The organism is Rhizobium sp. WYJ-E13 (assembly GCF_018987265.1).
Taxonomy (GTDB): domain Bacteria; phylum Pseudomonadota; class Alphaproteobacteria; order Rhizobiales; family Rhizobiaceae; genus Rhizobium.
Window position 1 is genome coordinate 3,101,436 of record NZ_CP076853.1, and the last position, 21,065, is coordinate 3,122,500.

At 58.9% G+C, this 21,065-nt stretch carries 16 protein-coding genes, 1 tRNA gene and 2 rRNA genes (1 of these 19 only partly in view); 9 read left to right on the forward strand and 10 right to left on the reverse strand.

Annotated features, from left to right (window positions below; all coding sequences use genetic code 11):
* Position 1: 1 nt before the first annotated feature.
* Together KQ933_RS15585 and KQ933_RS15590 are read right to left on the reverse strand one after the other, a co-directional pair.
* A complete protein-coding gene (locus tag KQ933_RS15585; RefSeq protein ID WP_183802751.1) occupies positions 2-958 on the reverse strand; it encodes an ABC transporter permease in 957 nt (318 codons plus the stop codon).
* 133 nt (positions 959-1,091) lie between these two features.
* Positions 1,092-2,732 (reverse strand): ABC transporter substrate-binding protein, encoded by a 1,641-nt coding sequence (locus KQ933_RS15590; RefSeq protein WP_216755731.1) that lies wholly within the window; start codon positions 2,730-2,732, stop codon positions 1,092-1,094.
* A 276-nt stretch (positions 2,733-3,008) separates the two neighbouring features.
* Between KQ933_RS15590 and KQ933_RS15595 the strand changes: the two genes are divergently transcribed.
* From KQ933_RS15595 to pdxA, 4 genes are all read left to right on the forward strand, one after another.
* Positions 3,009-3,914, forward strand: coding sequence for a dihydrodipicolinate synthase family protein (locus KQ933_RS15595; protein WP_216755732.1), 906 nt, complete (start codon positions 3,009-3,011; stop codon positions 3,912-3,914).
* 12 nt (positions 3,915-3,926) lie between these two features.
* Positions 3,927-5,111, forward strand: coding sequence for an exo-alpha-sialidase (locus KQ933_RS15600; protein WP_216755733.1), 1,185 nt, complete (start codon positions 3,927-3,929; stop codon positions 5,109-5,111).
* Positions 5,112-5,434: 323 nt separating this feature from the next.
* Complete coding sequence (locus KQ933_RS15605) at positions 5,435-6,568, forward strand: iron-containing alcohol dehydrogenase (protein WP_216755734.1); 1,134 nt, start codon at positions 5,435-5,437, stop codon at positions 6,566-6,568.
* A 27-nt stretch (positions 6,569-6,595) separates the two neighbouring features.
* Complete coding sequence (gene pdxA / locus KQ933_RS15610) at positions 6,596-7,588, forward strand: 4-hydroxythreonine-4-phosphate dehydrogenase PdxA (protein WP_216755735.1); 993 nt, start codon at positions 6,596-6,598, stop codon at positions 7,586-7,588.
* A 38-nt stretch (positions 7,589-7,626) separates the two neighbouring features.
* Here pdxA and KQ933_RS15615 read toward each other — a convergent pair whose 3' ends face one another.
* From KQ933_RS15615 to KQ933_RS15630, 4 genes are all read right to left on the reverse strand, one after another.
* Positions 7,627-8,316, reverse strand: a complete 690-nt coding sequence (locus KQ933_RS15615) for an SH3 domain-containing protein (RefSeq protein ID WP_216755736.1) — start codon at positions 8,314-8,316, stop codon at positions 7,627-7,629.
* Positions 8,317-8,406: 90 nt separating this feature from the next.
* On the reverse strand, positions 8,407-9,150 hold the full coding sequence (locus KQ933_RS15620) for an ABC transporter ATP-binding protein (RefSeq protein ID WP_216755737.1): 744 nt from the start codon (positions 9,148-9,150) through the stop codon (positions 8,407-8,409).
* The gene (locus tag KQ933_RS15625) at positions 9,147-10,304 is read right to left on the reverse strand and encodes an ABC transporter permease (protein WP_216755738.1); all 1,158 of its coding nucleotides are present in this window, start codon (positions 10,302-10,304) and stop codon (positions 9,147-9,149) included. Before KQ933_RS15625 ends, KQ933_RS15620 begins: the two co-directional genes overlap by 4 nt.
* On the reverse strand, positions 10,301-11,902 hold the full coding sequence (locus KQ933_RS15630; RefSeq protein ID WP_216755739.1) for an efflux RND transporter periplasmic adaptor subunit: 1,602 nt from the start codon (positions 11,900-11,902) through the stop codon (positions 10,301-10,303). Before KQ933_RS15630 ends, KQ933_RS15625 begins: the two co-directional genes overlap by 4 nt.
* On the opposite strand from KQ933_RS15630, the gene KQ933_RS15635 reads away from it, so the two are divergent.
* From KQ933_RS15635 to KQ933_RS15655, 5 genes are all read left to right on the forward strand, one after another.
* Positions 11,901-12,617, forward strand: a complete 717-nt coding sequence (locus KQ933_RS15635) for a response regulator (protein WP_216755740.1) — start codon at positions 11,901-11,903, stop codon at positions 12,615-12,617. The two genes, KQ933_RS15630 and KQ933_RS15635, sit on opposite strands and share 2 nt — an antisense overlap.
* Before the next feature lie 2 nt (positions 12,618-12,619).
* Entirely contained in the window at positions 12,620-13,957 is a 1,338-nt protein-coding gene (locus KQ933_RS15640; protein ID WP_216755741.1) for an ATP-binding protein, read from the forward strand.
* A 119-nt stretch (positions 13,958-14,076) separates the two neighbouring features.
* Positions 14,077-14,616 carry a hypothetical protein gene (locus KQ933_RS15645; RefSeq protein WP_216755742.1) on the forward strand — a complete coding sequence of 180 codons (540 nt, stop codon included), beginning with the start codon at positions 14,077-14,079 and terminating at the stop codon, positions 14,614-14,616.
* 168 nt (positions 14,617-14,784) lie between these two features.
* The gene (locus KQ933_RS15650; protein ID WP_183732720.1) at positions 14,785-15,027 is read left to right on the forward strand and encodes a cysteine rich repeat-containing protein; all 243 of its coding nucleotides are present in this window, start codon (positions 14,785-14,787) and stop codon (positions 15,025-15,027) included.
* Between the two features lie 217 nt (positions 15,028-15,244).
* Positions 15,245-16,188 (forward strand): IS630 family transposase gene (locus KQ933_RS15655; RefSeq protein ID WP_216755743.1). Its coding sequence is split into 2 segments (ribosomal slippage): positions 15,245-15,581 and positions 15,581-16,188, totalling 945 coding nucleotides; the frame shifts between segments, so codons are not numbered across the junction.
* A gap of 194 nt (positions 16,189-16,382) precedes the next feature.
* On the opposite strand, the gene KQ933_RS15660 is transcribed toward KQ933_RS15655, so the two are convergent.
* The 4 genes from KQ933_RS15660 to KQ933_RS15675 form a co-directional block, all read right to left on the reverse strand.
* Positions 16,383-17,570: an IS701 family transposase gene (locus tag KQ933_RS15660; RefSeq protein ID WP_216755744.1), complete on the reverse strand. Its 1,188-nt coding sequence runs from the start codon at positions 17,568-17,570 to the stop codon at positions 16,383-16,385.
* Positions 17,571-17,781: 211 nt separating this feature from the next.
* Positions 17,782-17,858 (reverse strand) — tRNA-Met (locus tag KQ933_RS15665).
* 440 nt (positions 17,859-18,298) lie between these two features.
* Positions 18,299-18,413: ribosomal RNA gene (gene rrf / locus KQ933_RS15670) — 5S ribosomal RNA — on the reverse strand.
* 252 nt (positions 18,414-18,665) lie between these two features.
* Positions 18,666-21,065, reverse strand: a 23S ribosomal RNA gene (locus KQ933_RS15675); it runs 487 nt beyond the window's last position.

Consider the following 21,065-nt stretch of genomic DNA (forward strand, 5'->3'; position numbering starts at 1 on the left):
ATCAGCGGCTCCTTCTGGAGTCATTGGCCCGCGGATCGAGCAGCGGATAAAGCACATCGACCAGCAGATTCGATACCATGACCAGGAAGGATCCGATCAAGGTGATCGCGAGAATGACGGGATAATCGGAATTGATGAGCGCCTGTACGGTCAAGCGCCCGAGGCCTGGCAGGCCGAAAACGAGCTCGACGAAGATGGCGCCGTTGACGATGGTGATCATGATGAGGCCGAGCTGCGTGACGACGGGCGTCAGCACCGGGCGCAGGATGTGCTTCAGCGCCACCACGATTTCCGGCACGCCCTTGGCGCGCGCGGTGCGGACGAAATCTTCGGACAGCACCTCGATAACGGCGGCGCGCGTCTGGCGCACGATCAGCGCGATCGGCTGGAAGGACAAAACGATGAGCGGCAGGATGATGCGCACGTCAAAGACGCCGCCCCAGCCATAGGGCACCTTGATCATCGGCAGCAGCACGATCAGCGCCACCATCAGAAGCGGACCTGCGACATAGGCCGGGATCGCCCAGAGAAAAAGCGCCGTGCCGAGGATCGTGTAGTCGACGCGGTTGTTCTGATTGAGGGCGGCGATCATGCCGAGCGGGATCGCGACGACAGCCGTCAGGATGATGGAACAGAGCGCAAGCTGGAAGGAAACCGGTGCAGCAGCAGAAACCATCGCCCAGACCGAGCGGCCCGATGTCAGCGAGTTGCCGAACTGGCCGTGCAGGAGGTTCCAGACGTAAAGGCCGAACTGCTCGATGAAGGGTTTGTTGAGGCCCGCACTTTCGCGGATCGCCTCGATACGCTGCGGGTTATAGGCAACGTCACCGGGCGCGCGAAGGAAGATCAGCTTGATCGGGTCGCCAGCACCGTAGAATGCCATCGCATAGACGGCCATCATCACGATCAGGACCGACGGAATCCAGATGGCAAACCGCGTAAGCACGTAGCGTAGCAAGGCCACCTCCCATTCTTGCCCGGCGCATTCCCGCAGGAGGTCGCAGCCGCCGGTTCTTCTTGAAATATAGCGCGAAGGTCTTGCGACCTTCGCGCCGCTGCTTCGGCCGCATCATGCGGCCATGTTATCGACCTTAGCCGATGGAAACATCCCAGGGAGCCACAACCTGCCAGTCGAGGTTCTTTTCCATTGCCTTGACGTCCTTGGTCGCCCAGCGCGACATCGCCTGAGAATACCACGGGAGGAAGACCCAGTCGTCGCGGAAGGCCTTCTGGGCTTCCTGCGCGAGCTTCACACGATCCGGATCGTCGGCAGACTTGGTCGCTGCCTCTGCAAGCAGGCTGTCCACCTTGTCGTTCTTGTATCCGCCGAGCTTATTCTGGGCGTTTGACGAGGTAGAGGCGATGGAACCGGCGAGATAGGAGACGGCATCGGGAACACGTGTGCCGACGTCGTCACGGAAGATCTGAACCGAGTTCTGGTCAGGACCAGCATAGGCATCCTGCTGCGGCTTCATGTCGACGGCGGTGATGCCGAGGTTTTGACGCCACTGCTCGGCGATGAACTGCGCAGCCGCCTGGATCGCCGGGCCGGAAATGCCGACGAACAGCAGCTTGGGAAGACGCTCTGGGCCGCCATAGCTCGATTCAGCCAGCAGCTTCTTGGCCGCTGCCGGATCATACGGATAGGGCTCGAAGCCGGAATTGTCGGCACCCGGAACCGAATTCAGGATCTGGTCGGCCTTCTTGTGCGGACCATCCGGATAGGACGCCTTGAACAGGCCGTCGCGGTCGACCGCCATGATCAGCGCCTGGCGAACCTTGGGATCATCCATCGGCGCGCGAGAGGTGTTGAACCAGAAATGCTGGCTGGTCGGGATGAACGGGCCGGCAGAAAATTCCGGGCCGAGATCCTGGACGATCGTCGAGGTGATGAGCTCGGTGTGAGCATTGTATTCGCCGGATTTGATCAGCGAGGTCGCGGTGACATTGTCTTCAATCGAGCTGATCTCGATGCGGGCGAGTTTCGGCTTCGGTCCGAAGAACTTTTCGTTCGGTTCAAAGGTCAGCGTACCGGCGTCGATATCGAGAGCCGTCAGCTTGAAGGGGCCGGAATAGACCGCGCTGCTGTCCGGCTTGTACCAATCGGCCATTTCCTCGCCGTCACTGCCGCGCGACTGGGCAGCCTTGGTGATCGGGACGATGTGGTTGGCAAGACGCATGAAGAAGATCGGATCGGCTTCCGTCAGCGTGCAGACGACCGTCGATTCATCAGGTGTCGCAACGCCCGTCAATTCGTTGCCGGAGCCGGCGGAGATTTCCTTGTAGCCCTGAACCTTGCTCAGCACCTGATCGACACGCTGGTTCTTCGTATTGGGCATGGAAGAGACTTCCCAGGAGCCCTTGATATCGGCCGAGGTGATCTTGCTGCCATCGGAGAAGACCGCTTTCGGGTCGATCTTGAACGTCCAGACCTTCTTGTCCGGCGAGTCCCAGCTCGTGAAGACGTAGGGCTGGATCTTTCCATCAGCGTCGAAATACATCGGCGAAGCCCACCAGAACGAATTCCAGCGGAAGGTTCTGCCGCCGCCACGCAGCGGCGACCAGTCCTGGTCGAAAGCAGGATTGATGGCCTTCAGGACCTGGCCATCCTGCGCCATGACGATGCGGGCACTCGCGCCGAAAAGCGAGAAGCCAACGCCGGCTGCAAGCCCCAGCTTCAGCGCGTGACGCCGGGAAATCTGCGAAAAGTCTTGGTCGTTGCGAATTGTCATTTGCTCCTCCATGGCAAATAGCGCGCCTTTCGAAAGACCTCCCCGAAGCTGCGCGATATACCGCAGACATTTGCGCGATAATGTAAATCTGTCAATGGAAAATAACTGACGAAACTCCAAACTGCAAGATCGCAATTAATTACGACGTTAAATCAATATCTTAAAAATAGGCACGTAGAGATTTCAAATTTGTAAGATTGACAACTACCTCGCATTGGGATGAATACGACAGCACAGGAACGTGCCGGGAAGGCCCGGTCTGAAGAGGAGGATACCTTGAGCAATCACAAGATTACAGGCGTCTACAGCGCCGCCACCACCCCTCTCAACACCGATGGCAGCCCCGATCTCGGTCTCTTCACCGAACATTGCCAGCGGCTGATCGAAGAAGGTTGCCATGGCGTTGCGCTGCTTGGCACGACAGGCGAAGCGAACTCCTTCTCTTCTGCCGAGCGCCGCGCGCTCCTCGAAGCCGCTCTGAAGGCCGGCATTCCCGCGGACAAGCTCCTGCCAGGTACCGGCGTCGTCGCCATTCCCGAGACGATTGAACTGACGAGGCACGCGCTTTCGCTCGGCGTCACCAAGGTGGTGATGCTGCCGCCCTTCTATTACAAGGGCGTTTCCGACGAAGGCCTCTTTACCGCCTACGCCCAGATTCTGGAGAAGATCGGCGACAGCCGGCTGCAGGTGATCCTCTATCACATCCCACAGGTTTCGGGCGTTCCGCTCTCCATTCCGCTGATCAGCCGACTGGTCGAAGCCTTCCCGGATACAGTTGTCGGCATCAAGGAATCTGCTGGCGATTTCAATAACATGCAGGCAATTATCGCCGCCTGCCCGGGTTTCTCCGTACTCTGCGGCGCCGACCCGCTGCTGCTGCCGCTACTGAAAGCCGGCGGCGCGGGCTGCATCACCGCCACGTCGAACCTTGTCGGAAATTCCCTGCGTACGGTTTACGACCACGTCCATGACGAGGCACGCAATGCAGATGTCGAGACAGCGCAGGCTCGCATCAACGCTTTCCGCACCCTGTCGAACTCCTATGTGCAGATCCCGGCCATCAAGGCGATGGTGGGACTGAAAACCGGCAATGTCGGCTGGCGGCGCACTCGCCCGCCGCTAATGCCGCTCAACGATACCGAATATGCGGCGCTCGCCGAAAGCTACGCAAAGCTGCCGTAAGGAGGAAGAACCATGAAATCCACAGGCTTGAAGCCAGAGGACGTTCCGGCGCTGATGGACGGTTTGCTCAGGGCAAATGATGCCCAGGCCGGTCGTTTTGATGCCTATCTGCCGTCTCCCTGCATTCAGAACCACGCCGCCAACCTGGCGTTTCTTGCCGACGGCACCCTGACCTGCGTCTGGTTCGGCGGCACGATGGAAGGCATGGGCGACATCTCAATTTACATGTCACGGTTGGCCCCTGGTTCTAACCGCTGGTCCGAACCGGAAAAAATGACTGACGATCCGGCGAAATCCGAACAGAATCCCCTGATTTTCAGCGCTCCTGATGGGTACGTCTGGCTGATTTATACCTCGCAGACATCCGGCGATCAGGACGGCGCAGTTGTCAAATGCCGCATCTCCGAAGATGGCGGCAGGAGCTTTGCACCGCCCACCATCCTCTGCGACGTGCCCGGCACATTCGTGCGCCAGCAGATTGTCGTCAATGGGAGAGGTGATTGGCTGCTTCCCATCTTCCGCTGCATCAGTTTGCCTGGGCAGCGCTGGAGCGGCGACGCCGACACGGCGGGCGTGCTGATCTCCCGCGACCGCGGAAAAAGATGGCAGATGAAAGAGATAGAAGGCAGCCTGGGCGCGGTGCACATGAATATCGTGCCGCTCGACGGCGACAGGATGATCGCCTTTTTCCGTGATCGTTATTCCGAGAATATCCGCGCCTCTGTGTCATCGGACCAAGGCGAAACCTGGAGCGCACCGGGACCGACCAATCTGCCCAACAACAATTCCTCGATCCAGGCAGCTGGCCTTAAGGATCAGAGGGTTGCGATGGTTTACAACCACAGCAACGCCGCTTCCTCCGACGCCCGGCGTCAGTCCCTCTATGACGAGATTGAAAGCGACAAGGCTCCTGCCGTCGAAACGACCGATATGCCGACCAGAAAAGCGGTCTGGGGTGTTCCGCGCGCACCGTTGAGCCTCGCAGTTTCCGCCGATCAAGGCGGTCATTTCGAGCGTAAATTCGACCTTGACACAGGCGACGGCTATTGCCTGAGCAACAATTCGAGGGACATGCTCAATCGCGAGTTCTCCTATCCCTCAATCACCCAGGGACCGGACGGTGCGCTTCATGTGGCCTATACCTATTACCGGCGCGCCATCAAATATGTACGTCTTCCTTTGGAATCAATCGCTTAACGACCGACGGGATCACAAGCAGCGCATGGGAGGGCCAATCGGCGAAGGCAGTTGGCCCTCCCATCTGAATTCTTATTTTTACAAATGCACGACAATCCCTTTACAAGTCCTGCCACCCTTTCCGCCAATCACCAATACTCAAAATTATATGTTTAATTTCAATATATTGAACATAATTTTGAGCACTACACGTGGCACGTTCACTACCAAACTGAGCTGCCAAACAAGAAAAATCTTCATTCATTCTTGCCAAAAACCACCGGACGGGATAACAAATTTACATCATTGACGACCCAGTCCGTCGCGCATCAGGAGGGCCACCTATGGTCAGTTTGGATTCACCTATTGCCGTTGTCCGGCCCCACCTGATCGAATTCGGCCTGGAGGCCGCGGGAAAGCTCGGCGCCTGGGCCGCAAACAAGGGCTATTCCCGAACACTGGTCATTTCGGATGCATTCAACGCGACACGCATCGATCTGTTGCAGCTGAAGGGTAACGTTTCGGTCTTCTCGGACGTGACGCCTGAGCCGGATATCGCTAATCTCGACAAGGTGCTCGCGGCAGCAGAAACCGCACAGGCAGACCTTATCGTCGGCTTCGGTGGTGGCAGCGCCATGGATCTTGCCAAGCTGGCTGCCGTGCTCGCCGGCTCGTCGCAGAGCCTTCGCGATGTTGTCGGCCCCAATAAGGTTCAGGGGCCGCGAAAGGTAGCGCTTGCGCAGGTGCCGACAACATCGGGCACGGGCAGCGAGGCCGGTATCCGCGCGCTGGTCACCGATCCCGAGACCAAGGCGAAGCTTGCTGTCGAAAGCCTTCACATGCTCGCCGATATCGCCGTGATAGATCCTTCCCTGACTTTCTCCGTCCCGGCCCGCACCACCGCTGCAACCGGTGTCGATGCCATGGCACATTGTGTCGAGGCCTTCACCAATCGCAAGGCGCACCCGATGATCGACATCTACGCCATCGAAGGAACGCGGCTTGTCGGCAAATATCTCGCAAGAGCCGTGCGCGACGGCTCGGATGCCGAAGCACGTGCCGGTCTTTCGCTGGCCTCGCTCTATGGTGGTTTTTGCCTCGGCCCGGTCAATACGGCTGGCGGCCATGCGCTCGCCTATCCGCTCGGCACCCGCTGGCATGTAGCCCATGGCGCGGCGAACGCATTGATCTTCCCGCATGTTCTCGCTTTCAATACGCCAGCCGTGCCGGGAAAGACGAAAGCGGTGATGGAAGCGCTCGGCTATGACACATCCGACACCGTCGAATCGGTCTTTGATGCGGCCTATGCTTTCTGCGCCGAACTTGGCATCGAGATGACACTTTCCGGCCTCGGCGTGCCTGAAAATGATCTGGATGCCATGGCCGACGACGCCTTCGCCATCCGCAGGCTCCTGGATAACAATCCGCGCGACTTGACGCGCACTGATATACGCTCGATCTACGAGGCGGCCTATTGAGGCAGGGCTTTCAAGAGGAATTGACTGATGGACAGAAATGCAAAAGTCGCAGTAACCCTCGGCGATCCCGCCGGCGTAGGCCCTGAAGTGATCGTCAAGGCGCTGGCTGCATTGCCGGTTGCCGAACGTCGCGACTTCGTCATCGTTGGCAATACGGAGGCTCTGGAACGGGCCGTACGCGCAACCAATATCAGCCTCAGCTTCGGCCCTTCCGCCTCCGAGGATGGAAACAACATCGCCGTGGATGAGGTCGCGCTGGACGCTCCCCTCCCCGAGATTGGCAAGGTCAACCCAGTCGCTGGCGATGCATCCGTCCGTTACATCGCTCGCGCCGTTGATCTCGCCATGTCGCAGGAAGCCGACGTCATCGTCACGGCGCCGATCAACAAGGAAGCCATGAACCTCGCCGGCCACCATTACGATGGTCATACCGGCCTGCTGGCGCATCTGACCGGCTCCAAGAGCTCCTTCATGCTCCTCGCCTCCGAGCGTCTGAACACCATCCATGTCTCGACCCACATCTCGCTGAAGGGCGCGATAGAACGAGCCAAGACTGAACGTGTGCTGGCAACGATCGAAGCCGGCCACAATCACTTCATGCGCCTCGGCAAGAAGGCCCGCATTGCCGTTGCCGGTCTCAACCCCCATTGCGGCGAGAACGGCCTTTTCGGAACAGAAGACACGGAATTCCTCGCACCCGCCGTCGAGCTCGCACAGGCCAAAGGCATCGACGTGGTCGGCCCGATTTCCGCCGACACGGTCTTCGCCCGCGCCTATAATGGCGCTTTCGATCTAGTGATCGCGCAATATCACGATCAGGGCCACATCCCGATCAAGCTCGTCGCCTTCGAAACCGCCGTCAATGTCTCCCTCGGCCTGCCGATCGACCGAGTCTCCGTCGACCATGGCACCGCCTTCGACATCGCCGGAACCGGCAAGGCCAACCACGTCAACATGCTCTCGGCGATCGCCTATGCGCGGTTGATGGCGAGATCGCCGCGCCGAAGAGGCTCTGCATAACGAAGATCTCGGTCATGTTCCGTCCCGGGGCTCTGGCGTTATCGTTGAAAACTGCGCGTGCCGGTCGCCGTACCACCGCGCGGACCTGTTCTCGTCACGCTGCACGAATGCGTGTTGGCGCTGCAGTTGCGGACGCGTGAGGCACTGTTGCCGTACGGCCCAACGGTCTCCCTCGTAGCCGTGCATTCCCCGCCGCCGCACGTCCGCGTATGGTTCGTGGAGCCTCCATAGACACCTGTCGCTGAACGCGTCGCGGTGCAACTTCCGCCGGCGCAATTGACAGATCGGTCATAGGAGGTGACGCGTCGCGGAGGAGCGACGGGATAGGCCGGATAGGGGCGATAATAACGTGCCCAGCTTCCATACCATGGATAGGCAGCATAGTAGTTGTCCCAGTAAACCTTGTTAAAGGCGATGATCGTCACGCTGACGGAAGGCGCCACTGCGGATGTAAGCACCACCGGTCCGCCTTTGTAGACGACCTGGATATAGTTGGCCGCCACCCAGCCACGATAGTTGGCAAAGCTTATGTCGCACCAGGTATAGCCGGTCAGGCATCCGTGGGTGACAATCCGGGCGCTGCCCGGAACAACGGTCACAACCGGATATCCGGTCGAAGGACCAGCTCTCAGGTTGACGTTTCCCGTCGCAACCGCGACCGTGGCCGCAGCGGCGATGGATGAAGCGCCGGCAAAAATGGCCAGCGCCAGCAACAATTTCTTCAGCATCGGGTTCTCCTGTCGTGTTGCAACGCCGGCTGGCGAAGCGGGAATAAGGAGAAGATCGGTCTCGAAGTTAGCTGCGGTCTTTCACCGGCGTTACGTTTTGTTGCGATTTGTATCAGCCGCGGCGCTCTCACCCGGCCGGGTGGCGTTTTCGGCGACAATCCGGCCATCCCTGAGTTCGATCGTCCGGTCGAAGAGGTCCTGCACACGCGGATCGTGGGTGACAACCGCTACGCCTGCCTGTCTCGTATCGGCAATCTGCCGAAACAGAGAGATCACCTGCCGTCCGCGCGCACTGTCGAGCGCCGCCGTCGGCTCGTCGGCGAGAATGAGAGCAGGATCGTTTGCCAGCGCCCGGGCGACGGCCACGCGTTGCTGTTCGCCTCCCGACAACAGAGCCGGAAGATTGTCGACGCGATGCGCGAGATCGACATTGCCAAGCAGCTGCGAAGCATAATCGCGCGCCGCGCGCGCCGGCACATCGTCTATCTCGAGCGCGAGCGCCACGTTTTCGACCGCCGACAGAAACGGAATGAGATTGGCCTTCTGGAAAATGAAACCGATGTTGGTGCGTCTGAAGTCACGGAGGCCGTCGAGGTCGGCATCGGGTTGGGAAACGAGCCGGTCGCGAATATAGATTTCGCCGGTCGTGGGCGGCTCCAAAAGGCCGGCGATCAGCAACAGCGTACTTTTACCGGACCCGCTGGGTCCCAGAATGCCAACGACTTCGCCCGGATGGATATCGAAAGAGACGCCGTCGAGGGCGCGCACCACTGTCTCACCGCTGCGGTAGTGGCGGCACGCGTTGCGGACGCATAGGATCGGCATGGCGTTCATGACAGGATTTCCTGCGCCCGGACCTTGAGAGCCCTCGAAATGCCAAACAGGCTGGCAAAGCCGCAAATCGCGGCCATGGTGAGCGCAAGCACGCCGATATCGGCGGGATCGATCACTACCCTGCGTGGAAAGCAGGGAAAGATTAAATGGGACAGGACAAGTCCGAAAAGCAGGCCACCTGCCCCGATCAGATAGGACTGTTCGGCAATCATCCTGATAATGACGCCATTGCGTGCGCCAATCAGCTTCAGCATGGCGATCTGATGGCGCTTTTCCATGGTCAGCATGTAGATGATAAGCGAAACGACGATGGCCATCACCAGCATAAGGACCGCGGTGAAGGCGAGGATTTGCACTCTCAGCCGCCAAAGCCTCTGGTTAAGAAGCAGGTTTTCCTGATCGGCCTTGCTCAGAACGTTTGCGTCTCCCCAGGCCATGATCGCCGCGCGGACGGCCTTCTCGTCAGCAGCCTGCTCGAGCGTTATCAGCGTTGCGGCAATCTTGCTATCCTGTTGCACCGAGCTATCGCTTGTGCTTTGGCCGGCGCCTGGTTCCTTTCGGGCAAGCAGCACCTCTTCGCTTGTCCGTCGCTGGGCGATCGCCATGGCATCGTTCACTGAAACGAAGAGCAGTCCATCGCCACTCATGTCGACCATCCCTCGCGTCAGGCCAACGATGGTATAATCGTCCTGCCCCAGCCGAACGCGGTCGCCGAGACCGAACCCGATGCTTGCGTCTGCAATAGCCTCGAAGTGGCCGTTTTCCAGATATCGACCTGCTGTCAACGGCACCCATTCCCCCCGGTCCTTCGGATAGTCGACCCCCGTGATGGAGGCGCGCAGCTGCCGATCGCGAAAGGCGAATTGTTGGCTGATCTGCACGAAACGGCGGACATCGGCCACGCCGGCAATGCCCTCCACCCGGTGATCCATATCGGAGGATATCGCCGAGCTTTCCGAAAAGGGGCCGGAACGCCCGCCTTGCACCACCCACAGATCCGCGCCGATCCGGTCGATAATCAACAGAGCATCCTCGACGATACCCCGATAGAGGCCGATCATGCCGATCGACGCGGTTACCAGAAAAGCCACGCCGGCCGCGGTCATCAAGAACCGGCCCAGATTGTGGCGAATGTCCTTGAGGCCGAGATTCATGGCCGAAACTCCGGCTCGGTGATGGGCATGAACGCGTAGACGCGCTTCGGGTCGATCACGACAACGTCGCCCTCATTGAGACCGTTCCGCACCTCGACGCGTTTTCCACCGATTGATCCGAGTTCCACAGGCCGCCAGACAACCCGGCCTCCAACCACCGTCCAGACCCCTGGATGCCCATCCCTTCGAACAATTGAGGCACCTGGAACGGCAATGACGCCGGTCCTGCCGTCGAGGGCGATGGTCGCGCTGCCGCGCTGCCCGATCGCCCAGTTCAACGGCAACAGGTCCGGCGCGATATCGACGGTGAATTCCCGCGTTTCGGTATCGACTTCCCGCCCGATACGGCGCACCTGGCCGCTGACCGGAACCTTGTTCTGCGAATTGAACGTGATCGTTACGTCTTGTCCTCGGGATAGGGAGGTGATCGCGCTTTCGTCGAAACGGGCGGTGAGTACGATACTCGAAGGATCGACGACCTCCACGATCGCTGTGCCGGGCGAAACGATGTCGCCGAGATTGAGGTTGCGAGCCACCACAATTCCGTCGATCGGAGCGCGGATCACCGACTTGTCCAATTGTGCCTGATTGACTTCCACCGTTGCAGCGGCCTCAGCTTCCTGTGCCTCGGCCTGCAGAACGAGGGATCGTGCTTTGGCGAGATCGGCTTCGGCTTGCTGGACCGCGGTTTGGGCCGATTCCAGCGCTGAACGCGTCGACGTTCCGGTGCGCTGCAACTCCTCCTGCCGGGCAAACGTCGAGCGGGCATTCGCAAGCGTGGCTTCAGCACGTCGGCCGTCGGCATGCGCCGCTTCCACGGCCTTGCGCGCAGCCTCTTGTGAGGCAAGAGAAGCGTTGAGTTGCGCTTTCAGCTCTCCGGCGTTGACTTCGGCAATGATCTCTCCCTTGCGCAGCATGTCATCGCGGTCGACATGAAGGGCGGTAATCACCCCCTGCAAACTGGAGCTGACATTGGCCTTGATAGTCGCGTCCAATGTGCCGGGGCCTTTTATGTCCGCCTGGAAGAAGCTGCGGCCCACCGGCATCAATTCTTCGGACTTGGGCATCAGATAGCGCATCGACAGCAGAATTGTCGCCACCACGAGCATGCCGCCAACAAGTATCATCACCGTCCTACCTGGCCGCAAGGGCGCGGAAGAGGGACGGACGAGAGCGCCGGGCAGCCGATCTTCGCCAGATCGAAGGCCGATTGGCGAGACCCAGGTCAATTGCGCCGGATCGACTCTTTCTTCCATGCCGGCTTCACCCGTCCGTTGATGGGTGGCGATTTTCCCGCGCGGAGACTCTTCTACTGGCATATTGGCTGAACTTGAATGCAAGAGACTATACTCCAGACAATGTTGTACCCGACGGACGAGACGACGCTCCCTCGAAGGCGCGGGCACCATCACGGGATGCTGTCCAAGCCCGAAACCACCGCCCCCGGAACCAGGATTGCCACCGTCGGGAAATTTCATTGCTGGGCCATCAACCGGGCTTTTCAGGTTGTTGAGATATTTTTCCGGCCGGTATCGTTTTGTACACGCGCGGGTTTTCCTATTGATTTCACGACCACGAAATGTCCTGTTGAAGATCATGGAGAAAGAGACAAAAACCATCCTGATCGTTGATGACGACCCCGAGATCCGGCGGCTGGTTGGCGATTTTCTGCATCGCGAAGGTTTCGATGTGGAGCTGGCACAGGATGGAAGGGATATGGACAAGGCGCTTGAACGCGTCAGGCCGGACCTCGTCATCCTCGATCTGATGCTTCCTGGCGAGGATGGCCTGTCGATTTGCCGGCGGCTGGCGTCGGAACGGAGGTTGCCTGTCCTCATGCTGACGGCGAAAGGGGACGAGACAGACCGGGTGGTCGGGCTCGAGATCGGCGCCGACGACTATGTCGTCAAGCCTTTCGGGCCGAGGGAACTCCTCGCGCGTGTCAGGGCGCTGTTGCGTCGGACGGGCGCTCAACCGCTTCAGCTTGCCTCGCGCCGTTATGCCTTCGACCGTTTCGTTGCCGATCTCGACGCCCGCCAACTCCGCACCGAGGAGGGCGGTCTCGTTGCCCTGACCAGCGCCGAGTTCGACCTGCTTGCCTGTTTCGTCCTGCGCCCGCGCCGCGTGTTGTCGCGAGACCAGATACTGGACTGGACCCATGGGCGCAGCGCGGATCCTTTCGATCGCACGGTCGACATTCTTGTCTCGCGCGTTCGCAAAAAGCTGGACAGCCTGAGTCCTGGCTGCAACCTCATCAATACCGTACGCAATGGCGGCTATCTCTTGAGCGCACCAGTTCGGCAGGTCTCATAAACATGCGTTTCGGCCTGACCGCGCGACTGCTGGCGATCGGCGCGAGCGCGCTTCTCGCTCTCTGGATCACTCTGATTGCCTTCTTCTACTGGACGAGTGACCTGTCGCGAACCGCTAACCGTCTGCCGCCCGAACAATTGAAGGCGATCATCGATCTCGTATCCAACATCGCCCCCGACGAGCAGCAACTCGCCCTCGCGGCTCTCCAATCCTCAATGCTGGAGGTGCGGATCACCGACAGCTCATCGGTGCCGGCTGCAGGCGACGACCTGGCCGATAGCGCTGATTTCGCGCTTTATCGGCAGTTTCTCGGCGAAAAACTCATCCACATTCAGTTAGGGCACAACACCGAAGGCCTCCGACCTGGCTTGTGGACCCGCACAGCGCGGCCGCTCAAATTTTGGGTGGCACTCGACAACGGCAATATCCTCGTCGCCGAAGCGCGCACGCCCTTTGTCGTAACGTTTTATGGTTTGCCGGCGGGAACGGGCGCGGGACTGTTGGGAACCCTGTTCGCCTGCATCGCCTTTTACATGCTGCATCGGGAAATCAGGCCGTTGACTAGACTAGCCTCCGCCGTCGACCGCATGGATCCCTCAGGCGACCCGATCCCGCTTCCCCCTACCCGCGCGACGACGCCGGAAATCGGCGCGCTGGTCAGGGCTTTCGACAGGCTCCAGAACCGGCTTCACGCCATGACGCGTTCCCGTATGGCGTTGATCGGGGGGATCCAGCACGATGTCCGCAGCTTTGCGACGCGACTGCGGCTCCGGCTCGAACAACTGCCCGATGACGCAGAAAGGGAACGGGCCACGTCCGACATCGAGGACATGATCGATCTCCTCGACAATGCTCTTCTGACGTCGCAGGCGGGTGTCGGAGCGCTCAACGAGGAGATGCTCGACCTCGCTGAATTGCTGCGCGCCGAAATAGCGGATTTCAGGAGTGCGGGCCTGCCCGTCATTCTGGAAACGGACACAACGCAGGCCGAAACGTGGATCATCGGCGATCGCCTGGCGCTTCGGCGGATCATCGGCAACCTCGTCGACAATGCCGTCAAATATGGCCGGCGAGCGCATGTGACGATGGCGGTCGAAGAGGGCCGGGCAAGAATTTCAATCGAAGATGAGGGGCCGGGATTTTCAAAAGAAGAACGGGAGCTGCTGCTGGAGCCTTTCGTTCGCGCAGAGCCATCCCGCGCACGAAAAACGGGTGGAGCGGGGCTTGGCCTTGCTGTCGCGCAAACCCTTCTGGAAGCACAAGGCGGGACGATCACACTTGCGGATGGCAAGCGTGGCGGTCTGGTGACTGTTACTCTTCCGCTATTCGAGACGACTTGAACCAGACGAGGGCATGCCGCCCTTCTAGCAACAAATCGCTACATTTTCCTACAGGCGAGCAAATTCGTCGCAAACTGCGCCGTTCATGGTGTCACCATCAACGAACCACGGAGGTTGCCATGAAAAAAACGGTGCTATTCTCTTTCGGCGCAGGCGCGCTGCTGCTCGCCGCCATCCCTCTGTCAGGGATGGCCCAGGATCAAAACGCGAGTGCCAGCCCCGCCGAAGATACCCACGGCGACCAGCGTTTCGAGGTGGACAGGAACGGTTATCTCGACGTCCGTGCCCTCGCCGACCACCTTGACGACCTGCGCTATTATTATACTGGCAAGGCAAGTCGCCTTCGGCTTGCCGGCATGCTCTCGGCGCAGGAGACGGCCATAGGCATCCGCGCCGACCAGAAGGATGCCTGGCGTGCTTATACCGAAGCCTTGCTTGCGTTGGTTCCCGATCGCGACTCGGTCATTTCGGTGATCGGAGCGCCCGATGAAGACCTGAAGGGACCGGAGGCATTCGGCCGGGCGGAGGCTCTTTCCGACGTCATGGCAGGATATGCGGACAAGGCGCAGATACTCAAGAAGGCGATCACGGACCTTCGCGCCAAATTGACGGCGGAACAACTGGAGACGGCCCGCATGCCGCGGCTCATCCGGGGGTGACATGCTTCGGCCGAGTTTTCGGATCGATTGATTTGCTCTCCGTTGACCACACCTCGGCTGTGACTTTCGGCACGTACCCCAGTGCCGGAACGGACGGGTCGCCGCCCATAGACCACACCCGGCCCGTCCGCCCTTCCTCTCATGCAACCCCTTTTCGGGAGATCAGGAATGAAAATCTATTTGATCGTCGCCTTCGTGGCGCTTGCCGGCGCGGCCAATGCCCAGGAGGTGAGCCGCCAACAGATGCGAGACATCCGCTCCGCCTGCGAAGCGGATGTGCGGCGGCTCTGCAACGGCGTCCAGCCGGGCGGCGGAAGGCTGCTGCAATGCCTCCAGCAGAACGCGTCGAACGTCTCGGAGACCTGTACTGCCAAACTGATGGAGATCAAGGCAAGCCGTCAGTCGAATTGACCTGGCCAGCTCGCGCTCTCCCGGCAAGAATCCCCGCCGACAGAAGGCAACTGGCCTCACCGACATGGCGCGGCCAGTTCACATCAGCTTTGGTCAGGCATTCAACCGCTATATCGCTTTATGGTGAGCTTAGAGCAGATCCTGCGATCGATGAATCGATTGTGAGGTGACGCGGCGCAGCGAAGCTGATTCAACATCCACAACGAAGAGGTGGATGATGGCACGAGCACTGAGCGACGATCTTCGATTACGCGTATTGAAAGCGTCTGCGGCTGGCATGTCAGCGCGGCAGGCGGCTGTCCGGTTCGGGGTTGGGATTTCGACGGCAATCCGGTGGATCGCGAGAGCGAAAGACGGCGAGCCGACCCCCCGGCCGCAAGGTTGGAGACGACCGTCGGCTCTCGACGCACACGCGGCTTTCGTTGTCGAGATGATCGACGATCGCAAGGACGTGACGCTGGATGAAATGGTCGAGCGTCTGTGCGTTGAGCGGCAGGTCGGCATCAGCCGGAGTGCGCTCGGTGCTTGGCTGCGAAGCCGCGGGTGGACGTTTAAAAAAAGTCCGCACATGCATTGGAGCAGGATCGACCAGATGTCTTGAAGCGGCGGCGAGCCTGGTTTGATGGCCAGCTCGATCTCGATCCAGAAAAGCTGATCTTTATAGACGAGACCGGTCTGTCGACCAAAATGGCGCGCCTGCGCGGACGCGCAATGCGAGGCGAGCGTTGTCGAGCAGGTGTGCCGCATGGCCATTGGAAGACTACGACTTTCACTGGAGCGTTGCGCCTCAGCGGAATGACCGCCCCCTTCGTCTACGATGGCGCGATGAACGGCAACGTCTTCCTTGCTTATGTCGAACAGGTGCTGCTGCCCACCCTGAAAATCGGCGACGTGGTTATTATGGATAACCTGCCTGCGCACAAAACAGCCGGCGTCCGCGATGCCATCGAGCGCGCCGGCGCCAAACTCATGTTCCTGCCGCCCTACAGTCCTGACTTCAATCCCATTGAGAACGCATTCTCCAAATTGAAAGCCATGTTGCGGGCTCGGGCGGAGCGAAAGATCGACGCTTTGTGGGATGCGGTGGGCGCCTTGATGCCTCGCTTCACGACGGCAGAATGCGCCAACTACTTCAAGGTCGCGGGATATGACCCAGATTAAACAGGATCTGCTCTAGTACTACAGTTGCGTTTGATGCCTTGCTTTGTAGTGAGAAAGCATTGCGGATGCTTGATGCCTGCGTCGCCAGAGTGACCATGCCAAGATGAGGCGAACTCTAATCGGGGGCTGTAGCAGGAGGCGTTTGATCAGATAGCGGATCTCTGCGACGCTGGGCACGAAGGCCATGGTGTTGGTCAGGCGGCGATTGGCGGGTTTGGACTCGTTTCGTTCGGTTTGCCAGCAGCGGTGCGGCGTAGATCGGCGCCGAGTTTGGCGAGGAATGCAGCGGCTGCCATGACGAGCGTCATGTGCCGCTTCCAAGCATGCCAGGATCGCGCTTCGCAATGATCCAGGCCGAGATCGTCCTTCGCACGCTGGAAGCATTCTTCCACGGTCCAACGCAGCCCGGCAGCGCCCGCCAATTCGCTCAATTCGGTACCGGCGGGCGCAAAGACAAAGTAATAGGCGCGCGCATCGGGTTCGCGTCGGCTGCGCCGGATCAGAAGCCAGCGCTCCCATTGTGGATCCGGGCGAGAGCTGAGAGGAATACGGGCCCAATCATAAAGCCGAAGACCCTTGGCACCTTCGCCTGCTGCATGGCTCTGCCAAACCTCCGGTTTCAACTCATCAGCCATCGTTTCGGGATCGGTCTGCTCGATCCCTTGCTCACGCACAAAGCGCAGGCAATGATTGGAGCGCACTGCCAGAACATAAGGCTGGCCACGGCTTTCCAGCATCCGGCGCAGCTTGGAATCCGAACCATAAAGCGCATCCGCCAATACCCAGGCACAAGGCACGCCGGCATCCAGCGCATCGGCAATGAGCTTGGCTGCAATGGCCGGTTTGGTCGCGAAGGCTTGGGACTGGGGGACGTGAGCCGAAGCACGGCGGGCTTCATCCTCGGCCCACTCCTTCGGTAGATAAAGTTGCCGATCGATCAGGGTCTGACCGTAGCGGCTTGCATAGGCAAGGAAAACACCGATCTGACAGTTCTCGATCCGGCCGGCCGTGCCGGAATATTGTCGTGCGACACCGACTGAATGGGCGCCTTTCTTCAGGAAGCCGGTCTCATCGACCACAAGAACGCCGTCCGCGTCACCGAGAGACTCTATTGCATAAGCGCGAACCGTATCGCGCAATGCGTCAGCATCCCAATGGCTGCGCCCCAGCAGCGATTGCATCCGATAAGGGCGCTCCAGTCCTGCCTGTTCCGCCATCAGCCAGCCAGTCTTGCGCTCTACTCCCGACAACAACCCATCCAGAAAGGCACCGCACGATGCGCGCAATTCTCGGCGACCAAAGACCGAGCCCAACCGCACCTTCAAGGCATCGAGCTCACGATGCCACGCCAGAACCGACCCGGACCAACCCGCAACCGACATTGAACTTCCCTCCCGCCAAATGCGGGAAGTGAATCATGATTTCCGGTAAAACGCAACTGTAGTACTAGCTGCCGACTTATTCCGTCTGGCTGCGATTTTTCCGAGGGCCTGTGAGCTTTGACTATGTGACTGGTGGGACAGGCAGCCAGCGGTGAAGCCCAAAAACGCAAAAAGCCCCGCGGAGGGGGCTTTTGTGGATCGCAGGGATCGTTGGTTGCGGGGGCAGGATTTGAACCTGCGGCCTTCAGGTTATGAGCCTGACGAGCTACCGGGCTGCTCCACCCCGCGATATTTCATTCCGGACGTTGTGCCCGGGAGCGATGTCAGGCGTAGCCTGACGAGGTGAGGCCGTTAAGAGATCGATCCGGTGGATCGATCTTAGGCCGAACGGGCTGCTCCACCCCGCGTTATCCAGGCGACACTTGTGTCGTCCGTCCAGGTCTTTTGCCTGTTGGCAAAAGACCGATTGCGCAAATCCGTAGGATTTGTCGCGGCTACGCAAAGCGCTTGCGCTTTGCGGATTGTTGCCGAGCAAATTGCGAAGCAATTTGTCTCGTGTTCATGATATAGGGCGCTAAAGACGAAAGGCCGCTTTGGAAGCGGCCCTTTGTATCGGCTTTGGGCCGTTGGTTTCGTTCAGAGAAGATTGTTGTCGATTTTGCGCATGTTGCTTTCCGAAGCTTGTTCAGCTTCGGGCACATGCGTTTTTCACGAGTTGCGTTTAGCAGACCTGGCAGCGACCGACTCTCCCGCGTCTTAAGACGAAGTACCATAGGCGCTGGGGCGTTTCACGGCCGTGTTCGGAAAGGGAACGGGTGCAGCCACCCCGCCATAACCACCAGGTCAGCGAAGCGCAACTTGTGTGAGAAGCTGGTTCACTGAGCGACTAATAAGTAGTCGTCAGTGATTGGTTTTGAACACGTCTTACCTTTCGCGAGGCACCGTCGGAGCAAAGCTCCGCAAGCGCAAAGCGCGTCGCCGGTTGTCCGGCGCGCCGTCCGCAGCGCCTATGGCGCGTGAGGACAGAAGGTCAGGCTCATCGAACTACCGGACGAATGCGGTGCATTCGCCGGGCGATGAGCATAGTCAATGAGAACGATCAAGCCAATCGAGCTATTAGTACCGGTAAGCTTCATGCGTTGCCGCACTTCCACACCCGGCCTATCAACGTGGTCGTCTTCCACGGCTCTGATAGGGAACACTCGTTTCCAGGTGGGTTTCCCGCTTAGATGCCTTCAGCGGTTATCCCGTCCATATATAGCTACCCTGCTATGCCCTTGGCAGGACAACAGGTCCACCAGAGATATGTCCATCCCGGTCCTCTCGTACTAGGGACAGATCCTGTCAATATTCCTACACCCACGGCAGATAGGGACCGAACTGTCTCACGACGTTCTGAACCCAGCTCACGTACCGCTTTAATTGGCGAACAGCCAAACCCTTGGGACCTGCTCCAGCCCCAGGATGCGATGAGCCGACATCGAGGTGCCAAACAACCCCGTCGATATGGACTCTTGGGGGTCATCAGCCTGTTATCCCCGGCGTACCTTTTATCCGTTGAGCGATGGCCCTTCCACGCGGGACCACCGGATCACTATGACCGACTTTCGTCTCTGCTCGACTTGTCAGTCTCGCAGTCAGGCGGGCTTATGCCATTGCACTCGACGACCGATTTCCGACCGGTCTGAGCCCACCATCGCGCGCCTCCGTTACTCTTTCGGAGGCGACCGCCCCAGTCAAACTACCCACCATACACTGTCCCGGACCCGGATAACGGGCCGCGGTTAGACATCCATGACGATAAGGGTGGTATTTCAAGGATGGCTCCACAGAAACTGGCGTCCCTGCTTCAAAGCCTACCACCTATCCTACACATGCCGACACGAATGCCAGTGTAAAGCTATAGTAAAGGTGCACGGGGTCTTTCCGTCTGACCGCAGGAACCCCGCATCTTCACGGGGAATTCAATTTCACTGAGTCTATGTTGGAGACAGCGGGGAAGTCGTTACGCCATTCGTGCAGGTCGGAACTTACCCGACAAGGAATTTCGCTACCTTAGGACCGTTATAGTTACGGCCGCCGTTTACTGGGGCTTCGATTCAAAGCTTGCACCTCTCCTCTTAACCTTCCAGCACCGGGCAGGCGTCAGACCCTATACGTCGTCTTGCGACTTCGCAGAGCCCTGTGTTTTTGATAAACAGTCGCTACCCCCTGGTCTGTGCCACCCCATCATACTTGCGTAAAATGGGGTCACGCTTCTTCCGAAGTTACGCGTGCAATTTGCCGAGTTCCTTCAACATAGTTCTCTCAAGCGCCTTGGTATACTCTACCTGACCACCTGTGTCGGTTTCGGGTACGGTCTATACGGTGGAGCTATTTCCTGGAACCGCTCCGCTGCCCATCCAATCCAATAAGAATGAACAACTTGTGCGATCCGTCACTTCCACCAGGCCCACGAATATTAACGTGGTTCCCATCGACTACGCGTGTCCGCCTCGTCTTAGGGGCCGGCTAACCCTGCTCAGATTAACTTTAAGCAGGAACCCTTGGTCTTTCGGCGAGAGGGTCTCTCACCCTCTTTATCGTTACTCATGTCAACATTCGCACTTCCGATACCTCCAGGAGCCCTCACGGGTCTCCCTTCATCAGCTTACGGAACGCTCCGCTACCACTCCTCAAAGAGGAATCCTCAGCTTCGGTGCATGGCTTCAGCCCCGTTACATTTTCGGCGCAAAGACCCTTATTTAGACCAGTGAGCTGTTACGCTTTCTTTAAATGATGGCTGCTTCTAAGCCAACATCCTGGTTGTTTTGGGATCCTCACATCCTTTCCCACTTAGCCATGACTTGGGGACCTTAGCTGGAGGTTAGGGTTGTTGCCCTTTTCACGACGGACGTTAGCACCCGCCGTGTGTCTGCCTGGTAGTACTTCCCGGTATTCGGAGTTTGGTTAGGATCAGTAAGACGGTGAGTCCCCATAGCCCATCCAGTGCTCTACCCCCGGGAGTATTCGCCAGACGCTCTACCTAAATAGATTTCGCGGAGAACCAGCTATTTCCGAGTTTGATTGGCCTTTCACCCCTAGCCACAAGTCATCCCAATCTATTGCAACAGATGCGGGTTCGGTCCTCCAGTTGGTGTTACCCAACCTTCAACCTGCTCATGGCTAGATCACTCGGTTTCGGGTCTAATGCAACAAACTATATCGCCCTATTCAGACTCGCTTTCGCTGCGCCTACACCTACCGGCTTAAGCTTGCTTGTTACACTAAGTCGTTGACCCATTATACAAAAGGTACGCCGTCAGGGTTGCCCCCTCCGACTGTTTGTAGGCATCCGGTTTCAGGTACTATTTCACTCCCCTTGTCGGGGTGCTTTTCACCTTTCCCTCACGGTACTTGTTCGCTATCGGTCATGCACGAGTACTTAGGCTTGGAGAGTGGTCTCCCCATGTTCAGACAGGATTTCACGTGTCCCGCCCTACTCTAGGACATTAA